The organism is Hamadaea sp., from assembly GCF_013362815.1.
Lineage (GTDB): Bacteria > Actinomycetota > Actinomycetes > Mycobacteriales > Micromonosporaceae > Hamadaea.
Map to the genome: position 1 here is coordinate 1 of NZ_JABFVK010000005.1, position 25,027 is coordinate 25,027.

General features: G+C 67.0%; 21 protein-coding genes. 12 read left to right on the forward strand and 9 right to left on the reverse strand.

Annotation, left to right across the window (positions count from 1 at the left end):
- Window positions 1–344: 344 nt before the first annotated feature.
- Window positions 345–818: a hypothetical protein gene (locus HOV77_RS02300; protein ID WP_290856840.1), complete on the forward strand. Its 474-nt coding sequence runs from the start codon at window positions 345–347 to the stop codon at window positions 816–818.
- A gap of 100 nt (window positions 819–918) precedes the next feature.
- On the forward strand, window positions 919–1,545 hold the full coding sequence (locus tag HOV77_RS02305; protein WP_290856842.1) for a hypothetical protein: 627 nt from the start codon (window positions 919–921) through the stop codon (window positions 1,543–1,545).
- Window positions 1,546–1,547: 2 nt separating this feature from the next.
- Here HOV77_RS02305 and HOV77_RS02310 read toward each other — a convergent pair whose 3' ends face one another.
- From HOV77_RS02310 to HOV77_RS02320, 3 genes are all read right to left on the reverse strand, one after another.
- Window positions 1,548–1,952 carry a hypothetical protein gene (locus tag HOV77_RS02310; protein ID WP_290856844.1) on the reverse strand — a complete coding sequence of 135 codons (405 nt, stop codon included), beginning with the start codon at window positions 1,950–1,952 and terminating at the stop codon, window positions 1,548–1,550.
- Window positions 1,949–3,145, reverse strand: coding sequence for a hypothetical protein (locus HOV77_RS02315; protein ID WP_290856847.1), 1,197 nt, complete (start codon window positions 3,143–3,145; stop codon window positions 1,949–1,951). The genes HOV77_RS02310 and HOV77_RS02315 overlap by 4 nt, the downstream gene beginning before the upstream one ends.
- A gap of 134 nt (window positions 3,146–3,279) precedes the next feature.
- Window positions 3,280–3,987 carry an XRE family transcriptional regulator gene (locus HOV77_RS02320; RefSeq protein ID WP_290856851.1) on the reverse strand — a complete coding sequence of 236 codons (708 nt, stop codon included), beginning with the start codon at window positions 3,985–3,987 and terminating at the stop codon, window positions 3,280–3,282.
- Between the two features lie 114 nt (window positions 3,988–4,101).
- Between HOV77_RS02320 and HOV77_RS02325 the strand changes: the two genes are divergently transcribed.
- Window positions 4,102–4,482 (forward strand): hypothetical protein, encoded by a 381-nt coding sequence (locus tag HOV77_RS02325; RefSeq protein ID WP_290856856.1) that lies wholly within the window; start codon window positions 4,102–4,104, stop codon window positions 4,480–4,482.
- A 98-nt stretch (window positions 4,483–4,580) separates the two neighbouring features.
- Here HOV77_RS02325 and HOV77_RS02330 read toward each other — a convergent pair whose 3' ends face one another.
- Window positions 4,581–5,147, reverse strand: a complete 567-nt coding sequence (locus HOV77_RS02330; RefSeq protein WP_290856858.1) for a dihydrofolate reductase family protein — start codon at window positions 5,145–5,147, stop codon at window positions 4,581–4,583.
- Window positions 5,148–5,348: 201 nt separating this feature from the next.
- Between HOV77_RS02330 and HOV77_RS02335 the strand changes: the two genes are divergently transcribed.
- Entirely contained in the window at window positions 5,349–5,927 is a 579-nt protein-coding gene (locus tag HOV77_RS02335; protein ID WP_290856860.1) for a dihydrofolate reductase family protein, read from the forward strand.
- Here HOV77_RS02335 and HOV77_RS02340 read toward each other — a convergent pair.
- Window positions 5,909–6,619, reverse strand: a complete 711-nt coding sequence (locus tag HOV77_RS02340; protein ID WP_290856862.1) for a helix-turn-helix domain-containing protein — start codon at window positions 6,617–6,619, stop codon at window positions 5,909–5,911. The two genes, HOV77_RS02335 and HOV77_RS02340, sit on opposite strands and share 19 nt — an antisense overlap.
- A gap of 165 nt (window positions 6,620–6,784) precedes the next feature.
- Here HOV77_RS02340 and HOV77_RS02345 point away from each other — a divergent pair, with 165 nt between their 5' ends.
- Window positions 6,785–8,095: an ATP-binding protein gene (locus tag HOV77_RS02345; protein WP_290856865.1), complete on the forward strand. Its 1,311-nt coding sequence runs from the start codon at window positions 6,785–6,787 to the stop codon at window positions 8,093–8,095.
- Between the two features lie 81 nt (window positions 8,096–8,176).
- Window positions 8,177–8,737, forward strand: coding sequence for an RloB family protein (locus HOV77_RS02350; RefSeq protein WP_290856938.1), 561 nt, complete (start codon window positions 8,177–8,179; stop codon window positions 8,735–8,737).
- Window positions 8,738–8,782: 45 nt separating this feature from the next.
- Here HOV77_RS02350 and HOV77_RS34735 read toward each other — a convergent pair whose 3' ends face one another.
- Window positions 8,783–9,922, reverse strand: coding sequence for a cellulose binding domain-containing protein (locus HOV77_RS34735; RefSeq protein ID WP_363259496.1), 1,140 nt, complete (start codon window positions 9,920–9,922; stop codon window positions 8,783–8,785).
- A gap of 207 nt (window positions 9,923–10,129) precedes the next feature.
- Here HOV77_RS34735 and HOV77_RS02365 point away from each other — a divergent pair, with 207 nt between their 5' ends.
- Together HOV77_RS02365 and HOV77_RS02370 are read left to right on the forward strand one after the other, a co-directional pair.
- The gene (locus HOV77_RS02365; protein WP_290856867.1) at window positions 10,130–11,047 is read left to right on the forward strand and encodes a ParA family protein; all 918 of its coding nucleotides are present in this window, start codon (window positions 10,130–10,132) and stop codon (window positions 11,045–11,047) included.
- 16 nt (window positions 11,048–11,063) lie between these two features.
- A complete protein-coding gene (locus HOV77_RS02370; protein WP_290856870.1) occupies window positions 11,064–11,480 on the forward strand; it encodes a hypothetical protein in 417 nt (138 codons plus the stop codon).
- 8 nt (window positions 11,481–11,488) lie between these two features.
- Here HOV77_RS02370 and HOV77_RS02375 read toward each other — a convergent pair whose 3' ends face one another.
- Window positions 11,489–13,660, reverse strand: a complete 2,172-nt coding sequence (locus HOV77_RS02375; RefSeq protein ID WP_290856872.1) for a UvrD-helicase domain-containing protein — start codon at window positions 13,658–13,660, stop codon at window positions 11,489–11,491.
- Between the two features lie 350 nt (window positions 13,661–14,010).
- Between HOV77_RS02375 and HOV77_RS02380 the strand changes: the two genes are divergently transcribed.
- The 3 genes from HOV77_RS02380 to HOV77_RS02390 all read left to right on the forward strand — a co-directional run bounded on the left by HOV77_RS02380 (window position 14,011) and on the right by HOV77_RS02390 (window position 19,850).
- Window positions 14,011–16,170, forward strand: coding sequence for a DUF262 domain-containing HNH endonuclease family protein (locus HOV77_RS02380; RefSeq protein ID WP_290856875.1), 2,160 nt, complete (start codon window positions 14,011–14,013; stop codon window positions 16,168–16,170).
- Between the two features lie 84 nt (window positions 16,171–16,254).
- Window positions 16,255–18,123 (forward strand): ABC transporter ATP-binding protein, encoded by a 1,869-nt coding sequence (locus tag HOV77_RS02385; protein WP_290856881.1) that lies wholly within the window; start codon window positions 16,255–16,257, stop codon window positions 18,121–18,123.
- Window positions 18,120–19,850, forward strand: a complete 1,731-nt coding sequence (locus HOV77_RS02390; protein WP_290856885.1) for an ABC transporter ATP-binding protein — start codon at window positions 18,120–18,122, stop codon at window positions 19,848–19,850. Before HOV77_RS02385 ends, HOV77_RS02390 begins: the two co-directional genes overlap by 4 nt.
- 25 nt (window positions 19,851–19,875) lie before the next feature.
- Here HOV77_RS02390 and secA2 read toward each other — a convergent pair whose 3' ends face one another.
- Together secA2 and HOV77_RS02400 are read right to left on the reverse strand one after the other, a co-directional pair.
- Window positions 19,876–22,281, reverse strand: a complete 2,406-nt coding sequence (secA2, locus tag HOV77_RS02395; protein WP_290856887.1) for an accessory Sec system translocase SecA2 — start codon at window positions 22,279–22,281, stop codon at window positions 19,876–19,878.
- A 40-nt stretch (window positions 22,282–22,321) separates the two neighbouring features.
- On the reverse strand, window positions 22,322–23,350 hold the full coding sequence (locus HOV77_RS02400) for a S66 peptidase family protein (RefSeq protein WP_290856889.1): 1,029 nt from the start codon (window positions 23,348–23,350) through the stop codon (window positions 22,322–22,324).
- 152 nt (window positions 23,351–23,502) lie between these two features.
- On the opposite strand from HOV77_RS02400, the gene HOV77_RS02405 reads away from it, so the two are divergent.
- Window positions 23,503–25,008: a family 10 glycosylhydrolase gene (locus tag HOV77_RS02405; protein WP_290856892.1), complete on the forward strand. Its 1,506-nt coding sequence runs from the start codon at window positions 23,503–23,505 to the stop codon at window positions 25,006–25,008.
- The last annotated feature ends 19 nt before the right edge of the window (window positions 25,009–25,027 follow it).

Here is a 25,027-nt window from a genome sequence, read left to right on the forward strand (position 1 = left end):
GGAGCATGGGCTAATTCACGCGGACTCTTAATCCGCGGGTTCGGGGTTCGAGTCCCTGGCGGCGCACCAGCACACAAGCCGGTCGAGTTTCGACCGGCTTTGTTCTTTCCCGGGTACTCCGACGACGTGTTGATCTCTTCGGTGGAACGTTCGAGGGCCCGTCGATCTTCAACAACCCCCCAAACGTTCCACCCGCGCGTCGGTCTGACGACGGCTGGTGAACGTCACCACTGGGCACTTGCTCTTGCCGGGCGTAACGCCGACAAACAACAGGTCTTGATCAAGAGGCGCACGTCCGCCATGATCTAGATTCGATCGACGTCTCTCGACGAAGGTGAGTACGCATGAAGCTCCAGTTCGGACAGTCCGCTCGCAGGCTGTCGACGCTCGCGGCCGTAACAGCCGGCATGGTTCTCGTCGTGTCCAACCCTGCGTCTGCGGCGTACAACGACGGCTTCGCCGCGAGCACGACGAACTCGTGCGGGTCGGCGATCTTCGTCGACTACGGCGAGGGCGCTTCGGGCGGCGGCAACAACGACGACTACGTCCTCATCCGCGACAACTGTTCCGACAGCCATGGCGTACGGGCGTGGGCGTGGGTCACCGAGCACACCTCGGCCGGTGATCTGACTTATCCGCTCGGGTCGAAGTACAACGGCAACGGAGTCGCCGGGGCTGACGTCGTCTGGGATCCGTTTCTGGACGGCAATGTGCGGGCCGGCGACACGGTGAAGCTGAAGATCTGCCTGGTCGACGGCAGTGGCGACACCACCGGTTCGTACTGCGGTTCGGCCACACACACGAGTGTTGACGGGTAAGACGCCACGTTATTGCGTACCCGCCGGTAGGCAGTCGAGTGCGGTGTATTACGTTGTCGCGCCAGGAGCCTGAACACCAGTTTGCGGAAGGCGGCGCCTGATGACTGCGTACACCGTAACGATCACCCCCGACGATCCCGGTATGGCGGTGACGACGATTCGGCTCGACATCACCGACAGTGCCGCCGCTATCAGCGAGCTGCGGCTGACCCCGGGCGCCGGTGGCGGGCTTGCCGCCGGCGGGTTGCCCGTGCTGGATCTCAACAATCTCGTGGCTGCCGTCGTCGCCTCGGTCGTGCCGGCGTCGAGGGCTCCGAAGCCCGCTGCCGCCACGACGCCGACCCCGGCCGCAGCTGGCGTATCCACTGAGGACGCAGCTCCCGCGCCACTGGCGCTGAGCCGGAAGGCAGCCGGGAAGCGGGCCGCCGCGAAGAAGCCGGCGGCCAAGAAGACGACGGCCCAGAAGACCACAGCGAAGAAGACCTCAGCGAAGGCGGCCGAAGCCAAGAGCACGCCCGCCAAAGCCGCCAGGCCCGCCAAGGCGGCGAAGAAGACCACGAGCGCGCCGGCGGAGCGTGCTAGCCGGACGTATCGCCGGGTCCCGGACGACTTCGAGCAGGTGCTACGGCAGGCCGGGGACAGCGCGAACATCGTCGCCGACCACTACGGCGTTCCCCGGCATACCGCGTACAGCTGGATTCGCAGCGCTCGCAAGAAGGTCGCCTGAGCTCAGACGCTTTCGACGAACAAGTCGTTGGCGCAGAACGCACCGGGATCGAAGTCATCCGCCCAGCCGTATGGCAGGACGGTCATCTTCAGCAGCTCCGGTGTGGCTTCGAGGTCCTCTTCGAGGAATTCGGTGATCTCGACGATCGTCGGGGAGGTCTCGCCGCCGCGGAGATAGACCGCCGCGGTGGGGGTGGCCAGCGCCAGCGGGTAGCGCACGGACACCATCGCCTGGTACCCGGCGTCGTCCGCGAGCAGGATCCATTCCTCGTCGCCGGGCTCCCAGGCCACGGTGTAACCGGCCTCGGCCGCTGCGGCGTCGGCGGCCTTCTTGGCCTGTTCGCCGGACCAGCCCGCGTACGCGGCCGGGTCCTGGAACGGGGCCAGCGCAGTGTCGAGGTTGATCACTCTGGGCTCCCCGGTGTGACGTGGACGGTTCCGTTCTTCTTACGGTAGACGTTGACGACATTCGTGGGTTGACCAGTGCTGCCGTGTACGCCGACCGGCTGGTCGTAGACCACCTTGGCCTTGTTGGCGTAGTCGCTCGGGTGGCCCGGGTTCTGCCCGTACCACAGACCTTTCTGGTCGGCGTAACCGGCGGCGTCCAGGCTGAGCTGGTCGACGTCGGTGCCTTCGTTGAAGTAGCTCTTGCCCTCGGGAGCCTCGCCGTAGGTGTGGCGCTTGTTACCGGCCGCATTGGCCCGGTAGGTGCCATCGGTGAGGACGCCGTGCCGATCTCGCTCCGACGGCCGCGGGGTGAAGTCCGGATCGTCGATCTTCGGCGGGCCTTTCGGGGTGGAGGTCGGCAGATCGTCTCCGTGCTTGCCCGCGCCGGACCGGCCGAGCTTCTTCAGCAGGTCCTTGAGCTTTTCCAGGATCTCGCCGAGCTTCTTGACCATCGGGATGAGCTTCTTGAGGCTGGACAGCAGCGCCCGGACGAACTTCTGGATCTTGTTGACCCAGGTCGTCACGAGCGACACCACCTGGCCGATGACCACCGGTGTGGCCAGACCCAGCGTCAGCCCGGCCTCGGCCAGCCACTGCGGCAGGCGGGCGGCGAGCGTACCGATGAACTGGGCGATCAGGTCACGCACGATGCCACGGACGAGGCCGACGATCAGGCCCGCTCCCATCACGGCGTAGTGGATGCCGTGGGCCGCCTTGCTGATGCCCTCCATGACGTTCAGGTGCTCACCGGCGTGCTGCCGGTACGCATCGCCCGAGGGTCCGATCCACGACGCGGTCTCCGCCTTGATCGCGTCGGCGTAGTACTTCTGCGTGTCCATGACGTATTTGGCGACGTTCTCCCAGGTCTGGGCGTGCGCCGAGATCTCGTCGGGATTGCCGGCGAGCCAGTCGAGCGCCTCCTTCAGCGGCTTGACGTGCTCCATCAGCCAGGACACGCCCCACGCCACGAGCGAGCCCAGCGGGTCGATGACCATCCCCAGCACGTCGAGCGCACCGCCGACCGTGCCGAGCGTGCCGTCGACCCAGCTGTCGTTCTTGATGCCGTCGGAGATCTGGGCGGCATCCTCGATGAGGCCGAGCCCCGTGTACCAAGTGGTCGACGACTGTGTCTGCGCTACCAGCGGATTGCCCACCCGCGTCCCTCCCCCGTCGCAGCGCCCTCCCCTAGGACTGCTCTGCCGACCCTAGACAGACGGGTGAGCCATAGACAAGACCCGACGGGTCCCTTGTGGACAACTTCATCACTCAAGCGACGGTCCTGGCTGCCTCAGGGCAGCCGGACGCGGGCCGTCTCGGTCGATCCGACGAGTACCCCATCCGCGTAGACGACCGCGACCGCCCAGATCTCGCCCCGACCGGTACGCAGAAGGTCGGACCAGTGGTAGTCGAAGGCGTACTCAGACCGGCAGGAGTGGACGACGCCGTCCGGGGCCCGGCGGATCTCCAGAGCCACCTCGACCGCATGCAGGCCGGCCAGGCGGTCGATGGTGCCGAAGCCCTCGAAGCGTGCCCAAGCCGCGCCGTGCAGAGCGGAGTACCGCAGCTGGACGCTGCCGAGGATCACGCGCCGGTCGTCGAGGGAAAGCCTTCGCGCCGTCACTGTGATGGCGTCCGGCGAGCAGCCGGCGGCGTCGGGATCGGCTCCGTCCACGACCGGTTCGGCGGGCCAAGGCGAGTCGGGGAACGCGTCGAGCGAGGCTGTCAGTTCGACTCCGTCGCGGACGTCGCACCACAACTGCCGCCACTGTTCGACGTCAGCGCCGCAGGCCTGCACGTACGCCTGAACCACCGGCCACGACGGCAGTTTGCGCCCGTCGGTGGCCTGCGCGAGAGCCGATCGCGAATAGTGCGTACGCGCTGCCAGGGTGCTGTAACTCGGTCGGCCCGCCGACTCACGCAGCTCCCGCAGCCGGCTCGCGAATCGGGCCAGGATCCCCGTCGAAGGGTCGAGTGGCTGCTCTCCCCGGCTCACCACGCTGCCCCCATCCAGTGACGTTCATTGATTGTCCACGAACGACGGCCGCATTGCCAGTGGCGCTCGCTCCCCAAAGACTCATATCTATGCAACCCGTCACCGGAAGGAGCGGACATGGTCCGTAAACGCCTGTTCCGACTGCGAGCAATCTTGCTCGCACTGCTGGTCAGTGGCGCGCTGGTCGCCGTCACCGCAGCTCCCGCCGAGGCTGTCAGCGGGGGCGGCTGCCGTGGCGGCACCATCACCGCCTGCATCAGCTACAACGCCCCCTACATCGTCGGCGACGCCTATTTCTACGGCGACACCGAGGCGTGCGGCCACACCGTCGAGATCTACGACAGCTTCGGGCGCCGCATGGCCTACCAGGGATACCGGTACTGCAACTACGGCTGGAACCCCGGGGTGATCTGGGTACCCGACCACCACGGCACCTACGAGACAGTGGCGTGCTTCGACAACTACGGGTGCAACTACAGCTACTGGCTCTACTACTGATCGACTCCGCGCGTACGCTCGCTGCCTTCAGTCGCCGGACGCGGCTGAAGGCAGCGGCCGGTACGTGGCGATGATGACGCGGCCCAACAGCATTCCGGTCAGCTGCCGGGCGGCCCGGTCAGCACGGTGGGCACGTATTCGAGCAGCTGGAGACGGCCGTCGAAGGTCCGGGTGCGGACGAGGTCGAGGGCCACGTCGGGGTAGCCGTCGTAGATCCGGTCCTGGCCCGTGCGTCCCGTGATGACCGGAAAGACCACCACTCGGAAGCGGTCCACCAGGCCCGCGTTCAGCAACGCGCGGCACAACGTCAGACTTCCAAGGGTACGCAGAGAGGCGGAGCCGTTGTCCTTCAGTTCGCGTACCGCCGCGACGGCGTCACCGGCGATCAACTGCGTGTTCGGCCAGGCCAAGGGCTCACTCAGGCTGGTCGAGAACACGATTTTCGGGGTGTTCGCCAGCGACTCGGTGCCGGGTTCTCCGGCTTCGGCAAGTCCGGCCATCTCGCGGTAGGTGTTGGCGCCGAACAGGAGCGTGTACTCCGATTCGGGTTGTTCCGCCAGCCAGGCGAGATACTCGGGGCCCTCCAGCCCCCACCATCCGGGCCAGCCCTCGGCGGCTCCGTATCCGTCGAGCGAGGTGATGAAGTCGACGAGTAGTTCGGGCATTGCGCGTACCTTCCGTCGAGCTCAGCGGGCGGTCATCACCTGAGCTTGCCACCGATGACGCACCCGCGCCGATGCAACGCCGGGCCCATGTCCGGAATCCTGCGATGGCCGTCCGCCCCGGTGTCGGTTCCGTACAAGACGCCTGCCTAGCATCGTGAGTGAATGACTGAGCCAGGTGAAACCGATCAGGGGGAAACACAGATGCGGAAGTTGGTCTACACGGGGTTCATGTCGCTCGACGGTGTGGTGGATTCGCCCGGCGGCGGCCCGGGTGAGGAGCATCGCAGCGGCGGCTGGGTGTTCAAGGACATCGAGTTCCTGCCCGAAGCGTTCGCGCTCAAGGGCGAGGAGCTGGCGGACACGACGGCGCTAATGTTCGGGCGGCGGAGCTACGAGGCGTTCGCGCCGATCTGGCGTGACTCGGAGGACCACGCGGCGTACAAGGAGCTGCCGAAGTTCGTCGTGTCGAGCACGCTGAGCGAGGAAGACCTCGCCGACGGGTGGGGCCCGACCGCCGTTCTGCGCTCCGAGGAGGACATCGTCGAGCTCAAGAAGGGCGAGGGTGGTGCGATCTTCATCCACGGCAGCGCGGAGCTCGCCCGCCGGCTCTCGGACGCCGGTCTGATCGATCAGTACAACCTGCTCGTCTTCCCGATCCTGCTCGGCGACGGCAAGAGCCTGTTCAGCCGGTCGGACAAGGAAAAGCAGATGCTCAGCCTGCGGGAGTCAGCGGCGTACCCGAACGGAATCATGAAGGTGATCTACGACGTGACCCGCTGATCCAGGTCCAGGGCGATCGCGCCACCGACGCCTTCGCGCAGCTGCACCGCCGTACGCCCGATGAACCGGCGCAGCGCGACGGCCAGATGGGGCGCGTCGAAGTAGTCGAGTTCGAAGACGACGTCTGCGATCGGGGTGCCGGCGGCAAGGAGAGCTGCGGCGGCACGGGCTCGCTCGATTCGGCGTACGGCGCCCTGAGTGAGCCCGGTCGCCACCCGGAAACGGCGTTCGACGGATCGCGGTGACAGCTCGACCGGGTGGCCTCGGCGTACCTCGCCGACGAGCGGGTCGCGAACGACGGCTCCTGCTCGCACGAGCCGCGCCACCAGGGCTTCGACGTCGTCCGGACCGGGGCTCTCCCAGCGGTCGCCGGCGAGCGGGAAGGTTCGCCGGGTGACGTCCGGCAGTTCCACTCCGCCGTCGACGAGTGCGGTGACCGGCAGGCCGCGCAACGAGGTGCCGACGGCGAATTCCACGCCGACGAAGGTCGCGCCTTCGGGCACGGGCGCGGTGCCGGCTGCCGTCTCCGGGCCGGTGACCGCCGCGTACGCCGTGCCTTCCCGTTCCCAGAACACCAGGCCCCAAGAGACCCCGGCGACGGACGTCATCTCGGTGACCTGCTCGCTGGTGCAGGTCCACACGGTGTCGATCCACGGCGAGTCGGACCCACGGGTCTCGAATCGCAATCCCACAGGGCCAGGATAGGGCGCTCGTACCGGCGAGCAAGCTACCCTCGCCCCGGGCACTCTCAAGCGCGCTCTGTCTGCGCCTCTGCCGCAGCGATAGCCTGAATTTCGTCGAACTCTGACGAAAATTTGCGCCTGTGCACCTCTCAGACGTGCGGTACTGTGTGTATCGTGCTCATCAGGTTCGAAGTCGGCAACTTTCGGTCGATCGCGGAGCGAGTCGAGCTATCGATGGTCGCCGTGGACCGGGACCGCGAAGCAGCGAGGGAGGCGGCCCACCTCGGCGAGAGTCTTCTGACCCTCGCCGCGGTCTATGGACCGAATGCGTCTGGAAAGTCCAACGTCGTCGGTGCGATCGCTTGGCTGCGTGGCGCGGTCGAAGACTCGCTCCGGTTTTGGGAAGACGACATACCGCTCGAGCCGTTCGCTTTCGGGAATAGCCCATCCGAGCCGAGCGAGTTCGTGATCGAAACCACCGTCGATGGGATTCGCTTCGAGTATGTGCTGGAGCTCGACGTCGACCGAATCAGGTACGAGGGTCTATTCCATTACCCGGAGAAGAAGCGCCGCAGGATCTTTGAACGCGAAGGCTCCGAGCTGAAGCTACAGCGCGGCCTAAGCAGCCTGTCGGGCACTCGTGAGCTACTTACAGATCGAACCTTGACGCTGTCAGCCGCGAGGCGGTTCGATGAACCGCTCGTGAGCGAGTTCGCGAGAGAAATCCTGCGGATCCAGGTACTCGGCCAGGTACCTGCCCGCATGCGCAGCGCGACTTCGAAATCCGCCTGGTTACGTCAGACGGCGCGACACCGAGTGGACACGCGTCGCTGGTTTGAACTCCAGGACGACGCTACGTCGTCAGCGTCTCTTCCCGACGATGACGACGGCGCATGGTCCTCATTGAGCAAACGCCAGCAGGCGCTTGGTCTGCTACGCCTTGCCGACCTGGGCATCCACGATGTGATGATCGACGAGGACGAGAGCCTCGATATCGGACTCGCCGATGTTCGTCGACAACGGCGACTCCGCCTTGTTCATCGATCTGGGGCGGATTCCATCCCGCTCGACTTCGGCGCCGAGTCTGAAGGAACCAGAACCTGGTTCGGGCTCATCGGCCCTGTGCTCACAGCACTACAGTTCGGCTCGATGGTCGTCTTCGATGAACTGGACGCAAGTTTGCATCCGACACTTTCGGCCGAACTTCTGCGCATTTTCCGAAGCCCCGTCACAAATCCGCGTGGCTCACAGCTGATCTTCACATCTCACGACACCAGCCTGCTCAACCAGCTGAATCGGGATGAGGTTTGGCTGACCGAGAAACGGCCGAACGGCTCGACACGCCTGGGAGCGCTCGCCGATTTCGCCGGCGAGCGGGTGCGAAAATCGCAGAACCTCGAAAATGCCTATCTGCATGGACGGTTTGGCGCGCTGCCCCAGGTCGACCAACTCGAGCTTCTGCGGGCACTCGGACTGGTCGGTTGATCCAGGGTGGGACATAGACGACGTACGCCCAAGTCTCTGAAACGCACGACTGCCCAGCGCGAAGAACTGCGTACCATCGTCGTGTTTTGTGAGGGACGGAATTCGGAGCCCGATTACATCAATGGGCTCAGGAGGCTGCCGGAGATTGCGAATGACACGGCTCTGAATCTGGAGCTGCATCCGGAGCAGGGTGTTCCACTCACGCTGGTACGGATGGCTGCCGATCGGCTCCGCGACCCGGAAGTGGACGAATGCTGGTGCATCTTCGACGTCGAGTGGCCGCAGCATCATCCGAACCTGCATGACGCCAAGCAACTAGCGGCCGCGAGGGGGGTTCGCCTGGCCATCTCGAACCCATGCTTCGAGCTCTGGCTCGTCTTGCACCACCGCGACTACACGAAGTTCGCCACAACAGATGCAGCTGAGAGTGAAAGCCGGAGACTCGACGGACGCGCCGGAAAGAGCATCGACAGCACTGCATACATGCCACTACGGAGGCAGGCCGCACGTCGGGCCGAGCGTCTGGAGCAAACCCATCGGAAGAACAGCACTTACTTTCCCGACGACAATCCGTCATCCCAAATGCACCATTTCTTACGAGCAGTGGAACGCCGCCGCGACCGCGCTACCGATGTGGAATAGCCGGTGTTGGGTGCCGCGTTTGCGGCACCCAACACCGAATCTGCATCACGCGTACGTGATGCCGAAGCTGTTGCAGGTGAACGCCTGCTGACCGGCGGTGCCGGACAGCTCGAAGCCGAACTGCACGTCGCCGACGGTCACGTCGGCCCACCAGCCCTGAGTCCGCAGCCACTTCAGTACGGCCAGCACGTCGATGCTGCCCGAGTTGGTGTTGCTCGTACGCAGGAACGAGAACACCGCGTTGCTCCCGTTGTTGCCCTTGTACACGTTCCAGGTCTGGCCGCCGACGCTCACGTTGGTGAACGACGGCACCGCGCCGTTGGCGTCGTAGGAGTCGGCGATCGGGCCGACCGCGCCGCTCTTGTTGGTCCACAACATCACTTCGTACGCGTAGTTGTTGGCCCAGATGTCGTACGCGGTCTCCCAATCGCCGCCACTCGGCACGCTCACGTTGAACGTCGAGTTCAGGCTGGTCAGCGAGCTGATCGTCCGGTTGATGGTCTTACCGGTGTGCGGGTACGACTTGACCCCGGACGTCCGGGGATGGTTGGCGATGACACCCCAGTTCGTCCCGGTACGCGCCCAGATCGTCTGCGGTCCGGCCCCGGAGCCCCAGACGTCGTTGTTCAGGGTGTACCCGTTGTTGGTCCAGGAGTCCCACTGCCCACTGGCCACCCAGACGGCGTCCGACGGCACCCCGGTCGACCCGCTGGAGCTCGGCGAGGCACTGGGCGACGCGCTCGTCGCTGACGGCGTGGGCGAGCTGGTGACCGTGCCGGTGCAGGCCGTGCCGTTCAGCGTGAAGCTCGTCGGCACCGGGTTCGACGAGTTGTTCCACGATCCGTTGAAGCCGAACGAGGTCGACGCATTGGTGGCGAGCGAACCGTTGTAGCCGACGTTCTTGGCGGTCACCGTGGAACCGCTCTGGGTGATGGTGGCGTTCCAGTACTGGGTGACGGTCTGCCCGGCGCCGAACGACCACACCAGGGTCCACGAGGAGACGGCGCTCCCGAGGTTGGTGATCGTGACGTTGGCACCGAAGCCGCCGGGCCATTGGGAGGAGACCGCGTACTGGACGGTGCAGCCGGCCGCGGCCGACGCGGGAAGTGCGGTGATCACGGCGGTTCCAGTCGCGGCCACCAAAGCTGCCACGCCCGCCAGGACGACAGGAGCACGTCTACGCATGACTTGACCTTCCACGAGGTGGTCGGCGCGGGGCGTCGTTGGGCGACGGTGGTGGAGGCACCGAAACGGCGACGGCGACGAACGGCCAGCAACTACCCTGGTAGACCACGGTTGAGTTTGTCGTGTCGTTAAACTTATAAGTTCTTCGATGCCAGGTCAATCATTCACCGGATCCCGGGGGCAGCGCCCGGATGGCACGATGCCTTCATGCCCCGCGTCGTGTCTGTCATCAACTACAAGGGTGGCGTCGGCAAGACCACGATCACTGCCAACATCGGCGCTGAACTCGCGCACCGTGGTCGCCGTGTCCTGCTGGTGGATCTGGACCCGCAGGCGAGCCTGACGTTCTGCTTCTACACCGCGGAACATTGGGAAGCCACGATCCAGGAAGCGCAGACGGTCCTGCAGTGGATCGGCCCCCTGCTCAGCGGCGGCGAGCCGGGAGCACTCGACGAATTCGTGCTGACCCCGCCGCGAGTCAACGAAGTGGTGAGCGCGAACGGCGGCCGGCTGGACATCGTGGCGTCGCACCTCGGGCTCATCGACGCCGACCAGGACCTCGCGATCGAGCTCGGCGGTTCTCGCGTTCAGGTACGCAGCCCCAACTTCCTGCGAGTGCACCGCGTCCTGGCCGACGCGCTGGCCAGCCCGGCGTTCGACGATTACGACGTCATCCTGCTGGACTGCCCGCCCAACTTCGGCATGATGACCCGGGCCGGGATCGTGGCCAGCGACGGCGTCCTCGTGCCCGCCCGGCCCGATTACCTGTCCACGCTAGGCATAAGCTACCTGCGCGGTCGCCTGTCGGAGCTGATCGACGACTACGCTCGGGCGGCTGGGCTGGCCGGATCGGCCATCCACGACGTCGCGCCCGAGATCCTGGGAGTGGTGGTGAACATGGTGCAGTACGCCGGAACGCAACCCATCAACGCCCACCAGAGCGGCATCCGTGGCCTCGACCCCTTGGAGATCAAGGTCTTCGACCAGCGGATTAGGCAGAGCAACAGTTTGTTCGGCGGGTCCGAGAGCGGATTGCCCGTCGTTCTCGCACCGGGCGGCAACGCCGTCGTGCAATACGAGCTTCAACAGTTGACCAGCGAGTTCCACGCCCGGATCCGAACCTGACCTCCTAGGGAACCCGATGACCGACGCAGCGATCGACCAGACGCACGCTCTCCTGCTCCACCTGGCGGACTTCCTGAAGAAGCTGCCGTCGGATCAGGTGGGTGACCTGCTGAACGGCGAGGCCAAGCTCGCGGTGATCCCCAAGGGCGCCCGCGTCGGCACCGGCCCCACGAGCAGGACGGCGAAGGCGGCCCCGGTCGCGATGGACGCCGAACAGATTGCGGCAGACCTCGCCCGCATCGACGACCGAGCCGCAGCGAATCGCTACATCGACGATCTGAAGCTGACCGTGCCGGCGCTCAAGGAACTGTGCAAGCAGTTGGACGTCCCGGTTCCGGCGAAGGCGACCAAGCAGGTAGTCGTCGACACGATCGTGAACCTGCTCGTCGGCCGCCGGATCGACAGCGACGCGCTGCAGCGGCACGCTCGCTGACGGACCGCTCAGATGTCGGGCCCGCCGCCCGGATCACTCGGCGCCGTCGGCGGGGTCAGGCGCCGGCGCACCATCGTGAGCACCTGCTCCCACTGCTGCTCGGGCAACGTCTTACGAATCCGCTCGGCGACGTACTCTGCCAGGCGAGCGACCTCGTAGCCGACTTGGTCTCCCGTGACTGCGCTGGGGAGCGTGACTCGCGTACCGGGCACGCGGTCGAGAGGCAACGGTTCGCCGACGCAGATGACGGCCAGCTCCGTCGTGGCCCGGGTGAAGGCGACGTAGAGCATGCGATGGCCGCGCTGGTCCTCGTCGACGATCGCCTCCGGCTCCACGACGATGACGACGTCGAACTCCAGACCCTTCGCGTCCGCCGGGCTGATGAGCGTGAGATCGCCATCGGCTTGATCGCCCGCACCGTCGACCCAACCGACTCCTGCCTCGGTGAGCGCCACCTCCACCTCGCGGCGGCACTTGGCCGGGCAGATCACCCCGACGTATCGCCCGGCCTTGGTATGCAACTGTGCGGTCGTCGCGACGAGCCGCGCCCGCTCCGCCACGCCCACCCGCAAGACAGTCGGCGCGGCGATCCCCACCTGCACCGCTTGCGGCGGCGTGATCGAAGGTGCGGCCTTCGTCAACAGTCGGCCCGCGAAGGACATGATCTGCTCGGGCACGCGATAACCGAACCGCAGCGGGCGTACCGCGACGGGCTGGTTGTCCGGCAGATGCCGGGTGATCTCGTCCCACCCGTCAGCGCCCCAGGCGCCTGTCGCCTGTGCGAGGTCGCCGACAATCGTCATCGACCCGTCCGTCGACCGACGGGCGATCGAGCGCAGTTGCATCGGCGACAAATCCTGCACCTCGTCGACCACGACGTGGGCATATCTGGCGCGTACGCCGTTGATCAGCGCGTCCGCCTCGTCCAACAGCGGCAGGTCGGCAGCCGACCACCGTTCCTGGGAAAGCCGGTCGCTGCCCCGACGATGCAGCAGGGTCAGCTCCTCCGCCGTGAGGATCCCAGCAGCCGCCGCCGCTAGCCGAGCACGGGACTGGAACAGGTCGCGCAGGAACGCGGCTCCGGTCAGCTGCGGCCACAGTCGCTCGACGAGCGCGTCGACCGCAGGCTGCGGGCCCGGGTCCGCGCCCAGCCGCTCGGCCAGCGCCGTCGTCAGCCGACCCCGGAACAGCCGGCGGCGTTCGGCGTAGGTGCCAGGCGCGGACCGGCAGGCGGTCAATTGATCGGCGACATCTGGACCGGGCAGCGTGACGTAGCCACCGGACACCTGCAGCCGTTCGGCCGCCTCCGGTGTCCCGATACGCAGGTCGAGGGCCCGAGCCAACAGCATGGCGAGCCGGGCGTCACCCTTCAACCGGGCTACCTCGGGTGCCTCCGTGCGCCCGGGTCGTCCGTCGACTGGCGCGAGCTGATAGACGTCGCGCATCGGCACATCGGCGTCGCCGAGCGCGGGCAGGACCCGGCTGATGTACCGCATGAAGGTCGGATTAGGCCCGATGACCAGGACGTCGTCGCCCGTAAGCCGCTCGCCGTGGTGGTAGAGCAGCCACGACACCCGATGCAAGGCGATCTCCGTCTTACCCGTCCCCGGGCCGCCCTCGATGACCAGCAGCTGGTCCATCGGCGCCCGGATCAGCTCGTACTGTGCAGCCTGAATGGTCGCGACGATGTCGCGCAAGGCGCCGTCGCGACGGCGGCCGAGTTCGGCCAGCAGCGCCGCGTCGATTCCCGAACCGACACCGGGGAGGACCAAGTCCGCGAAAAGCACGTCGGCGTAGTCGAGGATCATGTTGTCCTGACACTCGAAGGTCCGCTTCCGGACCAGCCCTTGCGGCTCCTCGGGACCGGCCAGGTGAAAGGGCGCCGCGGCGTCGGCCTGCCAGCTGACGACCAGTACCTCCCCCTGGTCGTCCGTGATCAGGTGCCGCCCGATGTAGAGAGCCGGGCCGTCCTCGTGATCGATGCGGCCGACCGCGACCGCCCGGCTGTCGACGAACTGGGCGACCTGCGCCTCCCCCAGCCGCTTGAGCGCTCGGGCAGCCGCCTTGTCCGCTGCGGCGTCGGCCAATCTCCTGGCCTCGCTGATCCACCGCTGCCAGTGCAGCTGAGCATCGTCGAAGTACCGTTGTTCCGCCGCGATCTCGGTGGCTTTGGCCGTCACGAAGCGCCTCCGGGCAGGCTCGGGTGCACGGCCAGCGTAGGCGTCAGCCCCGATGCCGGGCAGTCACCGACCGGACATCCAGCGAACCCAACCGGGTCCATCACGATCCGTGCCCGACAGTCCGCTGAGGGTGTGGCCGACCCGGTCCGCGCATCATCCGAGCCATAGTCAACCCATCAGCTCGGACATCACAGGAGCGATATGTCGGCCTACAAATGGCGAGACGGGCACTGCGCATACCCGATGATCGGTGCTCGACCGCGGTAACCGTCCCTTATGGTCATCTGGCTCAGGCTTCCACCGAGTGGGCCCGACGGCGCACAAGGTCACGTCGTCCGGAAGGGACACAGATGCAGGCTCGGACGCTGACTCCGGCGATGATCTTCGGTAACCAGGTTCGTTACGTTGTCCCGCTGTTCCAGCGCCCTTACGTCTGGACCGAGCAGGACCAGTGGGCTCCGCTGTGGGATGACGTCCACCGCATTGCCGAGCAGCTCCTAGCCGGGCCTGCGGGCTATGGACTGCAGCAACCGCCGGTGCACTTCCTCGGCGCGATCGTCCTCGATCAGCCGTTGACGCCGACCGGCTACATCGGCGTACGCCATGTGGTGGACGGGCAACAACGCCTCACGACGCTCCAGCTGATGCTGGACGCCGCGGAGTGGGTGGCTTCCCGACATGGTGCCGCCATCGACGCGCAGGCGCTCCGAGTCCTTGTCTTGAACGAGTCAGCGATTACGCCGCATCCCCACGAGGTGTACAAGGTCTGGCCGACGGATCGGGATCAAGCTGCTTTCCTCGCAGCGATGGACAACTCCACGGAGGTGCCTAGCGAACTCAAGTACAGCGCCGTCGCCCGGGCCCATCAGTTCTTCACCGGGGCCATCGAAAAGTGGGCGATCATCTCCGACGACCCAGCCCAGACAACCGCCCGGATCCGAGCGCTTGCGCTGACCCTTCGTGAGCATCTCAAGATGGTCGTCATCGATCTCGAACCCGGCGACAACGCCCAAGTGATCTTCGAGACGCTCAACCACCGTGGCGCCCCGCTACTCGCAGCGGACCTAATAAAAAACCTGGTCTTTCAAACTGCCGCGATCCAAGGACTCGATACAGCCGAGCTGTACAACCGATACTGGCGCGAGCTGGACAGTGACTACTGGCGTCAGAAGGTCGCCCGCGGCCGTCAGTACATCCCGCGCATCGACATCTTCGTCAACTATTGGCTGGTCATGCACCTCCGACACGAGGTGCCGGCCGACCGGATCTTTGTGGAATTCCGCGACCATCTTATGGCTGGTCAGTCGGCGATCGAACCGACCCTGGCTGAGCTGGCGCAGGACGCCGCCATCTACCGGACCTTGGATTCCCATGCTGCAAGCTCCGCTATAGGGCGCTTCCACTACCGCACCATCCAGGCGCTCGATTCCGCAGTCGTAACCCCGTTCCTGCTGGCCCTATTGCGTCAACCTACCGGCGCTCTCTCGGTCGCCCAACGGGACAAGGCCCTCGCCGCGCTTGAGAGCTGGCTCATTCGTCGAGCGGTGTGCCGGTTGACCAGTAAGGACATCAACCGGCTGGTCATCGATCTTTTGCAGAAGCTTGCCGAAGCCGACCCGGCTTCGGCCGGCGACGCCACAGAAGCGTTTCTATTGGCGCAGACTGCCGACTCCCGGGTGTGGCCGACGGATTCGATGGTTCTGGAAGCACTCGCGTCGATGCCGGCGTACAAGGTGCTGTTACGCGGTCGCCTTCGTATGCTTCTCGAGGCAATCGAGGATCACCGACGCACCGGCAAGAGCGAGCAGGCCGGATGTCCCAGAGGCCTCACCATCGAGCACGTCATGCCGCAGGCGTGGCGCGAACACTGGGTGCCCGACCTCGACGCCGACATTGACCCGGCAAAACGGGATCAATTGCTCCACACACTCGGCAACCTGACTCTCGTCAACAACAAGCTCAATCCCGCCATGTCCAATCGTCCCTGGACCGACGCCAGCGCCCAGAGCCGAGGACTGGGGGGCAGCGGCAAGCGGTCGGAACTCCTCCACCACAGCACACTCAAGATCAATGCCGATCTCGTCGAACTGGCTCCCGAGGGCTGGCATGATGCAGCCATTCAGCAGCGAACGAAGGCGCTCGCGACGGTCATCACCGAGATTTGGCATAGGCCCGGCCAGGATCTGGCAAGTGCAGTCACTTTGGCGGACGCTGAGCTCGAGACGCTTCCCACGACAGAACTCGCCGACATCGAGCAATCGCCGAGCACAAGGATCAGCAAGTACGAGCCCATCACCGAATGGCTCAAGGCTCAGACGGCCGACGCTCTGCCGCTGAGCTTCACGGAGCTGGAGGACATCCTCGGCCAGCTCCTTCCACCGTCCGCCCGACAGCATGCGCCGTACTGGTACGACCATCAGAATTCCCTCGGAAAAGCCATCAAAGCGGCAGGCTACCGACCTCAAGGTGCCGACTTGACGGCTGAGCAGGTCACGCTCGTTCGCGATTGACCTCAGCGCAGGTTGCCGGTGCGCATTGCCGACGTACGCGAAATGGGTGTGAACGGCATATGACGTGCTGGGTAGCCTGAGGTCATGCCCCCACGCCTTCCGCATCGTGATCCCGGCGTCCCCGACACTCGAAGTCCGTTTCGTTACCTTTGGTGGCTCGTCACCGCGCAGAAGGCTCGCGTACTGCGGGGCAGCGTCGTCGGCACGCTCTGGATGGTGGGGTTGTCCGTACGCCCGCTGCTGATCGCCCGCGCGATCGACGACGGGTTGCGTACGGGGGACACGGAGGCGTTGCTGTTCTGGGTCGGTTGCATCGTGCTGGCCGGCATGGTGCTGGCCTGGCTGGGAATCACCCGGCATCGGACCATGACGTTCATCCGGGAGGACGCGACCGCCCGGTCGGCGCAGGTGCTTCTCCAGCACATCACGCGGGTCGGGTCCGTTCTGCCCAAGAAGATCACTTCGGGCGAAGTCGCGACCGTCGGGGGCACCGACGTCACGCAGATCTCGTGGGCGCTGACGATGACCGGGCCTGGGGTCGGCGCGGTGTTGGCGTCCGCCGTGGCCGCGGTGGTGCTCTGGTCGGTGAATCCGATGCTCGCCCTATTCGTGCTGCTGGGCGTACCAGTAGTGGCGGGCTGTGTGTGGCCGCTGCTCTCCCGGCTGCAAGGCGTGGACAGCAGCTACCGGCATGAACTGGGCATCTTGACCGCCCGAGCCGGGGACATCGTGTCCGGTCTGCGAGTGCTGGCCGGCGTCGGCGGCCGCGATCTCTTCCTGCGCCGGTACGCCGCCCGGTCGCAGACCTTGCTGGACAAGGGATACCGCGTCGGGTCGATCATGAGCTGGGTGCAGGCGCTGACCGTCGGCATCCCCGGCCTCTTCCTGGCGCTCGTGGTCTGGCTGGCGGCCCGGATGGCGGCGAACGGCGACATCAGCGTCGGCGAGCTCGTCGCGGTCTACGGCTACGTCGCGATCCTCATCGTGCCGGTGTGGTTCCTGCTCGAAGGCGGCTACATGGCCGTACGCGGCCTGGTCGGGGCGCGCCGCATGATCAATGTGCTGCGGATCGAGCCGGACGAGGTGGGCGCAACCGGTCGGGAGCCGGGTCCGGAGGTGAACTCGGCGCTGCACGATCCCGAGTCCGGACTGATCGTCCCGCCCGCCCGCATGATCGGGGTGGCCTGCGACGACCCGGCGGAGGCGATGGCCATCGCCGACCGGCTGGGCCGGTTCTCGGCCGAGCCCGCCGAGCAGACGGCGACCTGGGGCGGCCTGCCGATCACGAGCGTCGACCTGGCCGAGGTACGCGAACGGATCCTGGTCGCCGACCACGAGTCGTACCTGTTCGCGGGCACCCTTCGCGAGGTGCTGACCGGCAGCGCCGACCCCGCCGGCCCCGAAGACGGCGGCACACCCGAGAAGCAGATCAGGGTTCCGGGTCGAATCATGGGTCAAGATTCGACCCGGAACCCTGATCCAGCGCCAAAGACAGCGCCCAAGACAGCGCGAGAGCCAGCGCCGGAGGCGATAGCAAAAGCGGTGTACACCGCGTCAGCGGACGACGTGGTCGAGTCCCTCCAGGCCGGCCTGGAAGAGCCGATCGACAGCCGGGGCCGCAATCTCTCGGGCGGCCAGCGCCAGCGCGTACGCCTGGCGAGAGCGCTGCTCGCCGAGCCGGAGTTGCTGATCCTCATCGACCCGACGTCGGCGGTCGACTCGCATACGGAGGCTCGGATCGCCGCCCGGTTGAGAGATCACCGCGCCGGGCGTACGACGGTCGTCTTCGCGACCTCTCCCCTGCTGCTCGCCGGAACCGACGAGGTCACCTACATCTCGCAGAAGAAGGTCATGGCCACCGGCAGGCACGAGGAACTGCTCGAGGAAGCGCCCGGATATCGGGCGCTCGTGGCGCGCGACACCGAGGACGAGACGACGGGAGCGGCGCGATGAAGAAGGGGTTGCCGGTCGCCGATCGCAAGACGGTCTGGCGCGAGACCGCCGAGCTCACCAAGCGCGAGCGGAAGGTCGTCGTCGCCGCAGTCGCGCTGCACATCGTGGCCGCGCTCGCCGGCCTGGGCGGGCCGTACCTGCTCGGCCGAATCGTCAACGTGGTGACCGCCGGCGGTGGTACATCCGATGTGGACAAACTCGCGCTGGCGGTCGGGGCCTGCGTACTCGTTCAGGTACTCGTGTCGCGTCAGGCGCAGTACCTCGGCCACCGGTTCGGCGAACGTGCCAACGCCCGGCTCCGCGAGGACTTCGTCGCCCGGACGTTGGCGCTGCCCGTCTCGGCGGTCGAACGGGCCGGCACCGGCGATCTGGCCACTCGCAGCTCGGTCGACGTCGCCGCAGTCGGCAACACCGTGCGTACCGTGGTTCCGACGCTCCTGATCTCCGCGATCCAGCTGCTGCTGATCTTCGGCGCCGTGATCGTGCTGAATCCGCTGCTCGGGCTGGTCGCGCTGGCCGGCGTACCCACCACTGCCGCCGTGGCACGCTGGTATCTCCGGCGGGCCAGTCCGGCGTACCTCCGAGAAGGCGAGACGGCCTCGGAGTTGACCGAAGCCTTGACCACGACGGCCGAAGGAGGCCGCACCGTCGAGGCCTTGCGGCTGGCCGAGGAGCGGGTGGCGCACGGGACCGGCAAGATCGGGCAGCAGTGGCAGGCGCGCCGCCGGACGCTCGCGTTGCGCTCGGTGTTCTTCCCGATCGTCGAGGCCGGCTACGCGCTGCCCGCCGCCGCGATGCTGCTCGCGGGCGGCTTCTTCCTGCGGCACGGGGTCAGCCTCGGCGTCGTCGTCAGCGCCACGCTCTACGTCCAGCAGGCCATCGACCCGCTCGACAAGGTGATGATCTGGCTCGAACAGGCCCAGCGCGGGCTCGCGTCGTTCGCGCGCGTGCTGGGCGTCGGCATGGTGCCACCCGAGCCCCGCGGCGAGGTTCCGGCCGTGAACCAGCGCGAGCTGGTCGTCCGCGGCGCGAGGTTCGCCTACGGTGACGGGCACGACGTGCTCCACGGCATCGATCTAGCGGTACGCCCAGGGGAGCGGTTGGCGATAGTGGGTCCGTCCGGGGCCGGCAAGTCCACATTGGCGCGCCTGCTGGCGGGGATCGACGCGCCGCGCGAAGGGGTCGTGACGCTCGGCGGGCTCGCGGTGACGGCGATCGACCCGGCCGAACGACGTCGCCGGATTGCGCTGGTGACCCAGGAACACCATGTGTTCATGGGCAGTCTGCGGGACAACCTGGCGTTCGCCGCCCCCGGTGCGACCGACGACGACATGCTCGAAGCGCTCGTCGCCGTCGGGGCCGACTGGTACGCCGATCTCCCGGACGGCTTGGACACCGAACTCGGCGACGGCGTGCGTACGCTGGGCCCGGCCGACGCACAGCAGCTGGCGTTGGCCCGGCTGGTGCTGGCCGATCCGCATACGCTGATCCTCGACGAGGCGACTGCGGCGCTCGACCCGACGACGGCGCGCCGGACCGAACGGGCGCTGGCCGCCGTCCTCGAAGGACGGACGGTGATCGCGATCGCGCACCGGCTGAACACCGCCCACGACGCCGACCGGGTCGCGGTGCTCGAAGGGGGCCGGGTCAGCGAACTCGGGAGCCACGACGACCTCGTACGCGCTGGTGGCGCCTACGCTTCGCTCTGGCGCTCCTGGCACGGCTGACCCCTCCGCACTTTACGGCTGCGGGTCAGGAGCGCTTGCCCAGCAGAGCCCGCGCCGCCGCCGAGATGAACCGCTCGATCTCGGAGCCGAACGGGTTCTCGTGCACCATGTAGGTCCAGGTGGAGGTCGGCCGGGGCAGGTCGGAGTCGGCCGTGGTCCACTCGGGGTCGGTCAGGTCGGCCTCGGCGAAGGTCTCCAGCGTGCTGGCCTGGATGCCGTCGATCAGCTCCTTGAACGCCGGGATCGCGACCCGGTGGTACTCGTCGAGCGGATCCTGGCGGCCGAGCGCGCGCAGGTGGACGCCTTCGCGTACGTCGGACAGCATCGCGAGGTGGTCGGCCCAGGCCCGGTCGAGGTGGGCCAGCGCGATCAGGCGAGCGGCGTTCTCGGTCGCCTCGTCACCGATCTCGTCGGCGATCTCGTCGTAGCGTTCCTTGTCCGCTTCGAGAACCCACCGCGCGGCGAGGTCGCTGTTGAGCAGCTCCCGGCGCTTGGCGGCCAGCAGCTGCCGCTGCCGCTCCACGAGCACGCCGTACTTCCAGGTGTTGCGGTGGATCTCGAAGTGCACGCCTTCGGAGACCTTCTGGGCGTGGCTGACGGAGTAATCGACCTCAGGCCCGGTCATCCGGCCGTCGGCGGCGACGTTGGCCGTGAACGGCTCGCCGTTGCGCACGATGAGGCTGTCCTCGGGGCTGACGAAGAACACGGAGCCACCGGGGTCGCCCTGGCGGCCGGCGCGGCCGCGGAGCTGGTCGTCGACGCGGCGGCTGTCGTGCCGGCCGGCGCCGATGACGTAAAGGCCGCCCGCCTCGACGACCTCGTCCCGGTCGCGCTCGTCCCGGCCGCCGAGCCGGATGTCGGTGCCCCGACCGGCCATCTGGGTCGACACGGTGACCCGGCCCAGCGCACCGGCCTCGGCGATGATCGCGGCCTCTTCGGCGTCGTTCTTGGCGTTCAGGACGACGCATTCGATGCCGGCTTCGCGCAACGACCGGGCGAGCCGCTCGGACTCGGCCACGTCGAGGGTGCCGATCAGGACCGGGCGGCTCTTCTCGTGCGCCTCGGCGACCTCGGCGATGATCGCGTCTTCCTTCTCCTCCGCGGTCGCGTACACCCGGTCGTCTTCGTCGACGCGGATCGACGGAGTGTTCGGCGGGATCACGGCGACCTCGAGGCGGTAGAACTCCCGCAGCTCGTCGCCGACGTTGACGGCGGTGCCGGTCATGCCGCAGACCGTCGGGTAGAGCCCGACGAAGCCCTGCACGGTGATGGTCGCGAGGATCTCGCCCTCGGCCGTCGAGTGCACGCCCTCCTTCGCCTCGACCGCCGCCTGCAGCCCGTCCGGCCAGCGACGACGCTGGGCGACCCGGCCGCGTACGCTGTCGACGAGCTGAACCTGCCCGTCGCGGACGATGTAGTCGACATCCCGATGCACGAGTACGCGCGCATGCAGCGCCAGGTTGATCGCGGTGAGCTTGTCGAGGTTCTCCTTGGCGTACAGGTCGATGCCGTCCCACTCGCGTTCGACCAGCCGGGCGCCCGCCTCGGTCAGCTGAACGCTGCGCCCGCCCTCGACCCGGATGAAGTCCCGCGCCTTCTCCATCTTCGCCACGATCTCGGCGGCCTTCTGCGCCGGCGAGACGAGCTCCTCCACGCTGCCGGCCAGCACCAGCGGCACCCGGGCCTCGTCGATGAGGATGAAGTCGGCCTCGTCGAGGATCAGCGTCGCCAGACCGGGCATGACCTCGTCACCCTTAGAAGTGACGAGCTGGTCACGGAGGAAGTCGAAACCGGCCTCGCTGACGGACGCATAGGTCACGTCACAGGCGTACGCCGCGGCCCGCTCGTCGTGCGTCGAGGTCTCGCCGATCGAACCGACGGTGAGGCCGAGCAGCTCGTACACCGGGCGCATCCACTCGGCGTCCCGATGGGCCAGGTAGTCGTTGACCGTCATGATCTGCACGCGCGCGCCCCGGGAGGCGTACCCGAACGCGGCGATCGCGGCGGCCAGGGTCTTGCCTTCACCGGTGGCCATCTCGACGACCGTGCCGGCCAGCATCGACATCGCGCCGAGCAGCTGCGTGTCGAACGCGCGCTCGTCCAGCGCCCGGCGAGCGGCCTCCCGGCCGAGCGCGCAGATCTCCACGAGATCGTCGTCGTCGATCATCACCGGCTGGGCCCGCTGGAGCGAGTCCACGTATTCGGGGGACTCGTCCGGCTCGCCGTCGTCGGCCGCCTCCGACGCGCCGGTCAGCCGGTCACCCAGCTCGATGGCCCGCGCCTTCAGCTCGTCGTCGGACAGCGCCTTCAGCTCCTCCTCCAGCTCCTCGATCCGAGGCAGCAGGGCCTCGAACGGGGCGAGGCTGACGGTCGAGCCGGGGCGTTGCATGAACGTACGCAGCTTCTGGCGGAACTTCGTGGCGAGACCCATGCCCGCAAAGGTACAAGGCGATGGGCGATCGGAGGAGACCCTAGCTCAACGTCTGAACAATCCGCTGGTCGGAGCCGTCCACGACGACCTCGGCGAGAGCACCGTTCACCAGGGCGAGCTCCGGGGCGACGTGACCGCAGTCGACATCGAGGATGACCGGAATGTCCAGCTCACCGAACGCGAAGCGTACGGCGTCGTCCTGGGTGAACGAACCGGCTGCCGGGGCGTCCGTACGCCCGACGAGGATGGCGTTCGCGTGATCGAACCAGCCCGCCAGCCGCAGGCTGTACAGCTCTCGCGCAGCGTCCGGGGCGGCGTGCTCGCACACCTCGACGTAGACGATCAAGCCTTCCGGCGCATGCTCCTCGGCGAACCGCCGCACATCCCCGTACGGCGTACCGGCGAGGCACGCGATGGTCTCGACGCATCCGCCGATCAGCCGTCCGGTCGCCCGGACCGGTCCCGCGCCCGGATCGAGCAACCGCCACGAGCCCGGTCGATCCAGGTTCGGGTCGACCAGGTCGGGCTGACCGATGATGTCGTAGAAGCCGGGCGCCTTGTGGTGCGTCGACGCGCGTTGTTCCAGCACCGCACCCGGTTCCGCCGACAACGCGTCCAGGTAGTGCAGGATGCCGTCCGGCCGTCGCGTCGGCGTATGCATCAGGTTCTGCCCGTGCAGCGTCGCCACCCCGGTCCGCGTCGTCACCGCCAGCAACAGGGTGGAGATGTCGGAGTACCCGACCAGCCAGGCCGGATCGGATTCGGCGATCTTGGCGTAGTCCAGCCGTTCGACCAGGTCGACGGCCAGCTCGCCGCCCCACGGCGGCACGACCGCGCCGATACCGGGATCGATGAGCATCGCCGTCAGCTCCGCCGCCCGCCGCTCCGCCGGCGCGGACACGATCCCGGAACCGTCCATGCACTCGCCGACGGTGACCTCATAGCCGCGCTTCGCCAGGTCCGCGAGCACGAACTCGAGCCGCGGCCGGAACCGCTCGTCCACGCCGCTGGAGGGCGAGGTCACTCCGATCCGGTCGCCGGGTCGCAGCGGCGCGGGGAACTTGATCACGACGTCTCCTTCAGGCGCAGGCTGAAATCGTACTGTTTCATGATCAGGGGAAACTTTGCGGTGTGATAGCAACGCAGAATTGACCCTGATCATGGAAGCCGGACGCCGGACGCGCGGGTGCGCGTCGCGGCAACTCCGGATAGAGTCCGCCAATGCGCGCGAGGTGGGTGTTCGCGGCGACGGCCTTGGCTCTGCTGGCGAGCCTGGGGCTGTGGGCGGCGGCCGACGTGAGCCGGCCGGGCCGGGCGATCGGCGAGCAGGCGGCCGGGGCGGCGGTCAACCGCAACGCCTGCGGCCGGAGCGCACCCCGGGAACTGCGCGGCATGTGGCTGACCACGGTACGCAACATCGACTGGCCGAGCCGCCCGGGATTGCCCGAGGCCACCGTGAAGGCGGAGTACCAGCAGTGGCTGGATCTCGCCGTCAAGATGAACCACAATGCGATCTTCGTCCACGTACGCCCGAGCGGGGACGCGTTCTGGCCGAGCGAGTACGCCCCGTTCTCCTATTGGCTCACCGGTCGCAAGGACAACACGAACCCGGGCTGGGATCCGCTGAACTACGCGATCGACGAAGCGCACAAGCGGGGCATCGAGTTCCACGCCTGGTTCAACCCGTACAAGGCGAGCCAGGATCCCGTCGTCCCCGTGGGCTATCCGCATCCGGAGTGGACGGTCACGTATCCGCTGAAAGCCGAGGAGCGGCACGCGTACTTCGATCCGGGGATCCCGGAGGCGCGCAAGTGGGTCGAGGACTCCATCCTCGAATCGGTGCGCAAGTACGACCTCGACGGCGTGCACTTCGACGACTTCTTCTACCCGTACCCGAAGGCTGGGCAGGAGTTCCCCGATCAGGCGAGCTACGCCGAGTACGGCGGCGGCAAGAACAAGAACGACTGGCGGCGCGACAACGTCAACCTCCTCGTGCGGGAGACCTACGAGCGCATCAAGCAGACCAAGCCCTGGGTACGCTTCGGGATCAGCCCGTTCGGCATCTGGCGCAACGACGACAGCGACCGCCGCGGCTCGGCCACCCAGGGACTGGAGAGTTACGCGGCGATCTACGCCGACACGCGTACCTGGGTTGAGGAGGGCTGGCTCGACTACATCGTGCCGCAGCTCTACTGGTACATCGGCTTCAAGATCGCCGACTACGCGGTGCTGCTGCGCTGGTGGACCGAGCTGGTCAAGGGCACCGACGTCCAGCTCTACATCGGACAGGCCGACTATCGCATCAACAACGCCGGGGTCTGGAAGGATCCCGGGGAACTGGAACGGCAGATCGCCCTCAACCAGAAGTCGGGCGTCCTCGGTAGCATCCACTTCAGCGCCAAAAGCGTGCGTACCGACAAGCTGGGCGCGGTGACGCGCTACCGCGACGCGCACAACGCGACGCCAGCGCTCATTCCCGTCTCGGCGCGACTCAAGGCCGATCCACCGCTCGCTCCCACCCTGGTGGTACGCCGAACGGCGGAACACACCACGATCAGCTGGCGTCCCACCGAATCCGGCCCGAAGGCGTACCGGTATGCGGTGTATCGGGACGGGGTTCTCGTGGCGACCGTTCCGGCCGGAACGCGTACTTGGACCGACGGAGCGTCAACGGGAAGTTACTGCGTGACGGCGCTCGACCGGTCGTGGAACGAAAGCCGAGCCTGAATACTGCGGTAAGCGGTGA